This is a genomic window from Streptomyces sp. NPDC056480 (genome assembly GCF_042795405.1).
In the GTDB taxonomy this organism is placed as follows: Bacteria; Actinomycetota; Actinomycetes; order Streptomycetales; family Streptomycetaceae; genus Streptomyces.
In genome coordinates this window covers 33588-40257 of record NZ_JBHTSA010000075.1, presented here as the reverse complement: position 1 = coordinate 40257, position 6670 = coordinate 33588, and the positions used below count along the sequence as shown (strand labels likewise).

The window sequence follows — 6670 nt, the reverse complement described above, 5'->3', positions numbered from 1 at the left end:
CAGTTCATGCTCGCCGACATGGCCATGAAGCTCGAAGCCGCCCGCCAGCTCACCTACGCCGCCGCCGCCAAGTCGGAGCGCGTCTCCGCCGGCGGTGACAAGGAGGACCTCACCTTCTTCGGCGCCGCCGCCAAGTGCTTCGCCTCCGACGTCGCCATGGAGGTCACCACCGACGCCGTCCAGCTCCTCGGCGGCTACGGCTACACCCGCGACTACCCCGTCGAGCGCATGATGCGCGACGCCAAGATCACCCAGATCTACGAAGGCACCAACCAGGTCCAGCGCATCGTCATGGCCCGCAACCTCCCGTAGGTACGCGGAAGGGCGCCCCCGCCACCGGGCGGGAGCGCCCCCTTCCGTCCGTCCGACGGGGTCAGCGGTTCGACTCGACCGTGACCTTCTCGTCGTTCTGGATCTGCTGCACCAGCTGCTTCACCTTCGGCATGTCCCACTTGAGGGAGCCCTGCGGCGCGCTGCCCGAGATCGGCATGTTCATGGACTTGCCGTCACCGCTGTTGATGCCCTTCATGGCGAAGAACATCTTCCCGAGGTCGTACAGCGACATGTCCTTGTCCACGATCAGCGTGTCCAGACCGGCGCCCAGCGTCGGGTACAGCGCGAACGGGTTGAGGATGGTGCCCGGCGTCGCCGCCTGGTTGGCCAGGGCGGAGAGGAACTTCTGCTGGTTCTTCGTCCGCTGCAGGTCCGACTCGGCGAAGGCGTACCGGGTGCGGACGAAGGCCAGGGCCTGCTCGCCGTTGAGGGTCTGCGTACCGGCCTGGAAGTTCGCTCCGGACTTCTTGTCCTTGAAGCCCTTCTCGATGTTCAGCTCGACACCGCCGAGCGCGTCGACGATGTTCGCGAAGCCGGCGAAGCCGATCTCGGCGTAGTGGTCGATGCGCAGACCGGTGTTGAACTCGACGGTACGGACGAGCAGCTCCGGGCCGTCCATCGCGTACGCGGCGTTCAGCTTGGAGCCGCCGCGCGCCGGGTACGTCTTGCCCGACTCGGAGCCGACGAAGCTGGGGATCGTCACCCAGGAGTCACGGGGCAGCGAGACCATCGTGTTCCCGCTGGAGCAGGCCGCGAGGATCATCATCGAGTCGGTCCGCTTGCCCTCGGCGGAGCCGGTGTGGAGCTTCTTCTTCTCCTCGGCGGACATGCCCTCACGGCTGTCGGAGCCGACGATCAGATACGTCGTGCAGTCGCCCTCGGACGGACGCTCGATGACCTTGGAGAGGTCGACCTCGTTGCGCATCTGCGAGCTGGCCCAGGCGTAGGTGCCGATGCCCCAGGCGACGACGGCGACGACCAGGACGATCGAGCCGACCTTGATGCGCTTGCGCCAGTCCGGGGCGGGACGCCCGGGACCGCCGGAGCCGGGGCCCGGCGCGTACTGCGGGGGCACGGTGCCGCGCCCTCCGCCCTGGGGGCCGCCGCCCTGCGGGCCGCCGTAGACCTGGCCCGAGCTGTAACCGGAGTCGTAGCCCGAGCCCTGCGCCTGGGTGAAGTTCGGGTTGTAGCCCTGGCCCTGTGCCTGGCGGGGCGGCTGCTGCGGAACCTGCGGACGCTGCACATGGCTCATCCGGCGAGGTCCCTCGGGCTGGGGGTTCGCGCTGCCACGGCCGTAGCCGCCGTCTTCGGGCCAGTCATTCATGCGGACCAGTGTGCCGGGCATGCCTTTGCGCGCGACAGGCCGGGTGGAGGATCGGACCGGTGCTGTTGCCAAGCTGATGCAAAGGGGACCGAACGGCGACGGCCGAGGGACCCGGCATATGGTGGAGGGCATGACAGATCAGGGCGATATTCCGGGCAAGCCCACCTCGGCCTCCCGCACCACCCTCAGCCACATCATGACCAGCCACGACACCAACCTCCTGGGTACGGTGCACGGCGGCGTGATCATGAAGCTGGTGGACGACACGGCGGGCGCCGTCGCGGGCCGGCACTCGGGCGGACCGGCGGTCACCGCCTCGATGGACGAGATGGTCTTCCTCGAGCCGGTACGGGTCGGTGACCTGCTGCATGTGAAGGCCCAGGTGAACTGGACCGGCCGGTCGTCCATGGAGGTCGGCGTACGGGTCCTCGCGGAGCGCTGGAACGAGTCCACGCCCGCGACCCAGGTCGGCTCCGCGTACCTGGTCTTCGCCGCGGTCGACGCGGACGGCAAGCCGCGCCCGGTCCCGCAGGTCGTCCCGGAGACGGAGCAGGACAAGCGCCGCAACCAGGAGGCGCAGATCCGCCGCACCCACCGGCTGGCCCGCCGCCAGGCGATCAAGGAACTCCGCGAACGCCGCGCGGCCGAGGGCTACGAGGACTGAGGAGCGACGGCGACGGTGTGGGCGTGCGAGGCCGCTGCCGCACCGTAGGCCCCGGGCCCGGCCCGGCGGCGGCGGGCCCGTACCGCCAGGACGGACAGCAGCATGCCCGCCCCGGACGCCACCGTGAGCAGCAGACACGCACCGGACAGACCCGCCGCCAGCGCGTCGGCCGTGGCGTCCCCGTCGGCGGTGTGCGACGCGCCCACCGTGGTGTTGACCGTCGCGACGGCCGCGGTGAACGCGGCCGCCCCGATGTACCGGGCCATGTTCGAGATGCCGGAAGCGGCACCGACCGCGTCGGCGGACACCGCCGAGGTGGACGCGGAACTCGCCGGACCGTTGACGAGCCCCAGGCCGACGGCCAGCAGCACGAGTGGCAGGACGAACGCCCCGTACCGCCAGTCGCCCTGCACGAACACCAGCAGTGCGCAGCCGGCCGTCGCCGCCGCGAAGCCGAGCGCGATCACGGGTCCGATGCCCAGCCGCTGGACCGCGCGGGGCACGAGCGGCGTGACCGCGATCAGGCCCACCGTCGCGGGCAGCGTGGCCAGGCCCGCCTCGAACGGGCTCAGCCCGAGCGTGGCGGGGTTCTGGAAGTAGAGGCTGACCAGGTACATCAGACCGTTGATCACTCCCGCGCTCAGCAGGATCCCGACCGTCGCCCCGATCAGCACGCGATTGCGCAGCAGCCGGAGGTCCACCAGCGGCGCCTCGACCCGCCGCTCCACCGCGACGAACCCGACGGCCGAGGCCAGCGCCACCGCGAAGCACCCCAGCACCGCGGCAGACGTCCAGCCCCAGTCCGACCCCTCGCTCAGCGCGAGCAGCGCCGGGGCGAGCACGGCGGCGATCAGCACGGTCCCCGCGAAGTCGATCGAGCGGCTGCGTTCGGGATCACGGGACTCGGCGACTCCCTTCAGGGTGATCGGGACACAGGCGAGCGCGATCGCCGCGTCGATCCAGAACAGCCCCTGCCAGCCCGTACCGTCCACCAGTACTCCGCCGACCAGCGGCCCCGCCGCGGCCCCCACCGCCGACGCGCCGCCCCACAGGGTCACCGCCCGCACCTGCCCGGCACCGGACGTGGACACGGACAGCAGACTCATCCCGCACGCCAGGATCGTCGCCCCCGACGCCCCCTGGATCGCCCGGCCCGCGATCACCCCCACGCCACCGCCGGACAGCGCGATGAGCACGCAGGAGGCGATGAACAGCGCCAGCCCGCCCAGGAACACCAGCCGGCGTCCGAACACGTCGCCGAGGGCCCCCGAGGTGACGATCACCGCCGCGCCCACCAGCGAGTACCCGGTGACGGCCCACTGCAGGGTGTCCAGCGACATCCCGGTGTCCTCGCTGATCGCCGGCAGCAGGATGCTCACCGCCGACGTGTTGGCGTTGACGACCAGGGTCGAGACGCAGGTCACGATCAGCACGGCCGCCGACGCGGACCGCCCGGCGTCCGCCGCGACGGCATCCGTCGTCACGGGCACACCACCCGGTCGCCCGTCACCGCTTCGAACGGCCCGCCCCGTGCCGTCTCCTCGCTCCGCACCGCCGTCACCCCCTTGTAGTCGGCTCCCACCGTCACCCGCAGCGTCCCGCCCCGCCCCTTCACGGCCCGCAGCTCCGCCCCCGGCAGCGCCGCCGCGAGGGACTTCGCCGAGCGGTCCCAGCGGGGGTCGTACTCCACGAGGGTCCGCGCCCGCTCCTTCCCGGTCCCGGTCTTCGGCGCCCGGGTGGTGTCGAAGCCGGTCCCGCGCAGCGCGTCGTCGACCTTCCGGCCGAGCCCGTCGGTCCGGGTCCCGTTGTAGACCTGCACCCGCACGGTCCGCGGTGCCACATCCACGACCACGGCCTTCGGCGCCTTCGCCGAGGACGAGGCACCCGGTTTCGACGCGGCCAGGGGCCGGTCCTCCCGCAGCGCCTGGAACAGCCTCTGCGCCTTCGCCGCGTCCCACTTCACCGTCGACCCGATCCCCTTCACGGGAAAGCTCATGTCCCCGATCGGCACGGACACGAACTCCGACGAGGCCGGGGTGAAGCCCCGCATCGCCTTGGAGAGGGCGAGCAGCTGATCCGTACCGAAGTCCTCGTCGGCCCGGACGGAGCTCAGCATCGTCGTGGCCACCTCACGGAACCGCACCGGGTTGAACAGCACCCCGCCGCTCGTGATCCGCTCCACGAGAGCCGCCAGGAACCGCTGCTGCCGCTGCATCCTGCCGATGTCCGCGGCCCCGTCGATGTGCCGGGAGCGCACGTACTGCAGCGCCTGCCCGCCGTCCAGCTCGTGGGTGCCGGCCGGCAGGTCGAGCCCGGTGTAGGAGTCCTTGACCGGCCGGGTCGTGCAGATCTGCACCCCGCCGACCGCGTCCACCGTCCGCATGAAGCTGGTGAAGTCGACCTCCAGGTAGTGGTCGATCTTCACGCCGGTCATCGACTCGACGGTCCGTACGGTCAGCGAGGGCCCGCCCTCCGCGTAGGCCGCGTTCAGCTTCACAGGATGCGCGTGGTGCTTCCTGCCGCTGGTGAGATCGGTGTGCTCGGGCATCTCGGCGTACGAGTCACGGGGCAGGCTCACGACGCTCGCCCGCTCCCGGTCCTCCGAGATGTGGACGAGCATCACCGTGTCGGTGCAGCGGCAGGGCGCGCCGCCGAGCCGGTACTTCGCCTTCTCCTCGGGGGTGATCCCGTCCCGGCCGTCGGTGCCGACGACGAGGACGTTCATCCCGTGCCCGGCCTGAGGCCGGTTCTTCATGTCCTTGAAGGGGTCGACCCGGGTGATCCCGGTGTCGAGTCCGGTGACCAGCGCATGGCCGATCCCGCCCGCCGCGAGCACCGTCACGGAGAGCGCCGTCGCCATCCGCATCCCCCACCGGGGGCGCCTCCGCCGCCGGCGGACCGGCGCGGAACGGGCGGCGGGCCGGGGACGGGGCGTGCGGGGCGGTGTGGGCACGGACGGACACCTCCGCGGGTGTGACAAAGGGAACCGTGAGCACGGTAGGCCCATACGATCAGCGCAAGGCAGCACCACCCGTGCGGCACGCCCGCTGTCCCCCGTTCGCGGTAACGTGGCGGGCAGATCCGCTGTCTCCCGGGGGCCGCCCCACCGCCCCCGAACCCCGAGGAACCATGCTGCCCCCCGTCTCCGTGATCATGCCGGTCCTCAACGAGGAGCGGTATCTGCGCACCTCGGTCCGTCACATCCTGGAGCAGGAGTACGACGGGGAGCTGGAGGTGGTGATCGCGCTCGGACCGTCCACGGACCGCACCGACGAGATCGCCGCCGCACTCGTGGCCGAGACCGCGTCCGATCCCCGGGCCCGCGTCACGACCGTCCCGAACCCCACGGGCCGGACGCCCGCCGCGCTCAACGCGGCGATCAAGGCCTCGCGTCACCCGATCGTGGTGCGGGTGGACGGCCACGGCATGCTCTCCCCGGACTACATCGCCACGGCCGTCCGGCTCCTGGAGGAGACCGGCGCGCAGAACGTCGGCGGTGTGATGCACGCCGAGGGCGAGAACGCCTGGGAGGACGCGGTCGCCGCCGCGATGACCTCGAAGATCGGCGTGGGCAACGCCGCCTTCCACACGGGCGGCGAGGCGGGCCCCGCCGAGACCGTGTACCTCGGTGTCTTCCGGCGCGAGGCGCTGGAGCGGCAGGGCGGCTACAACGTGGAGTTCGTCCGCGCCCAGGACTGGGAGCTGAACTTCCGCATCCGCGAGGCCGGCGGCCTGATCTGGTTCTCGCCGGAGCTGCGCGTCCAGTACCGCCCGCGGCCCAGCGTCCGCGCGCTCGCCAGGCAGTACAAGGACTACGGCCGCTGGCGCCACGTCGTCGCCCGCTACCACCAGGGCTCGATCAACCTCCGCTACCTGGCCCCGCCGACCGCCGTGTGCGCCATCGCCGCGGGCCTGGTCGTGGGCGCCGTCCTCACCCCGCTCGGCTTCGTGATCCCGGCCGGCTACCTCGCGGCGATCACGGTCGGCTCGCTCCCCGCGGGCAGGGGCCTGTCGTTCGAGGCCCGCCTCCGGATCCCGGTGGCGCTGGCGACGATGCACATGTCCTGGGGCTACGGCTTCCTGACGAGCCCGCGCTCGCTGGCGAGGAAGGTCATCGCGAGCCGCCGCCCGGCGGTCCCGGCCGGCGAGTCCGAGACGGTCTGACGCCTCCTCCGCCGCGGGGCTTCCCCTGCAACGGGCTTCCCTCGCAACGGGCCTCCCTCGCAACGGGCTTCCCCTGCAACGGGCCTCCCTCGCAACGGCGACGGCCGGGACCTTCACGGGTCCCGGCCGTCGGCCGTTCTAGGGGCACGCGTTCAGGGTCACGCGTACCGGAGGAGGATCGGTTC

General features: G+C 71.8%; 6 protein-coding genes. 3 read left to right on the top strand and 3 right to left on the bottom strand.

Annotated features, from left to right (window positions below; genetic code table 11):
* A partial coding sequence (locus ACFQ79_RS27620; RefSeq protein ID WP_383588407.1) for an acyl-CoA dehydrogenase family protein occupies window positions 1-312 on the top strand: 312 nt, incomplete at its 5' end.
* A gap of 61 nt (window positions 313-373) precedes the next feature.
* On the opposite strand, the gene ACFQ79_RS27615 is transcribed toward ACFQ79_RS27620, so the two are convergent.
* Entirely contained in the window at window positions 374-1657 is a 1284-nt protein-coding gene (locus tag ACFQ79_RS27615; protein ID WP_383588404.1) for an LCP family protein, read from the bottom strand.
* 130 nt (window positions 1658-1787) lie between these two features.
* Between ACFQ79_RS27615 and ACFQ79_RS27610 the strand changes: the two genes are divergently transcribed.
* A complete protein-coding gene (locus ACFQ79_RS27610; RefSeq protein ID WP_383588401.1) occupies window positions 1788-2321 on the top strand; it encodes an acyl-CoA thioesterase in 534 nt (177 codons plus the stop codon).
* Here the strand turns inward: ACFQ79_RS27610 and ACFQ79_RS27605 are convergent.
* On the bottom strand, window positions 2309-3805 hold the full coding sequence (locus ACFQ79_RS27605; protein ID WP_383588398.1) for an MFS transporter: 1497 nt from the start codon (window positions 3803-3805) through the stop codon (window positions 2309-2311). The genes ACFQ79_RS27610 and ACFQ79_RS27605 overlap by 13 nt on opposite strands.
* The gene (locus tag ACFQ79_RS27600) at window positions 3802-5187 is read right to left on the bottom strand and encodes an LCP family protein (RefSeq protein ID WP_383588395.1); all 1386 of its coding nucleotides are present in this window, start codon (window positions 5185-5187) and stop codon (window positions 3802-3804) included. Before ACFQ79_RS27600 ends, ACFQ79_RS27605 begins: the two co-directional genes overlap by 4 nt.
* Window positions 5188-5450: 263 nt before the next feature.
* On the opposite strand from ACFQ79_RS27600, the gene ACFQ79_RS27595 reads away from it, so the two are divergent.
* Complete coding sequence (locus ACFQ79_RS27595; RefSeq protein WP_383588392.1) at window positions 5451-6485, top strand: glycosyltransferase family 2 protein; 1035 nt, start codon at window positions 5451-5453, stop codon at window positions 6483-6485.
* Window positions 6486-6670 lie beyond the last annotated feature (185 nt).

Coding starts and splice junctions, on each gene's coding strand:
- ACFQ79_RS27610 (WP_383588401.1), top strand. CDS start 1,788: ATGACAGATCAGGGCGATATTCCGGGCAAGCCCACCTCGGCCTCCCGC.
- ACFQ79_RS27615 (WP_383588404.1), bottom strand. CDS start 1,657: ATGAATGACTGGCCCGAAGACGGCGGCTACGGCCGTGGCAGCGCGAAC.
- ACFQ79_RS27595 (WP_383588392.1), top strand. CDS start 5,451: ATGCTGCCCCCCGTCTCCGTGATCATGCCGGTCCTCAACGAGGAGCGG.
- ACFQ79_RS27600 (WP_383588395.1), bottom strand. CDS start 5,187: ATGCGGATGGCGACGGCGCTCTCCGTGACGGTGCTCGCGGCGGGCGGG.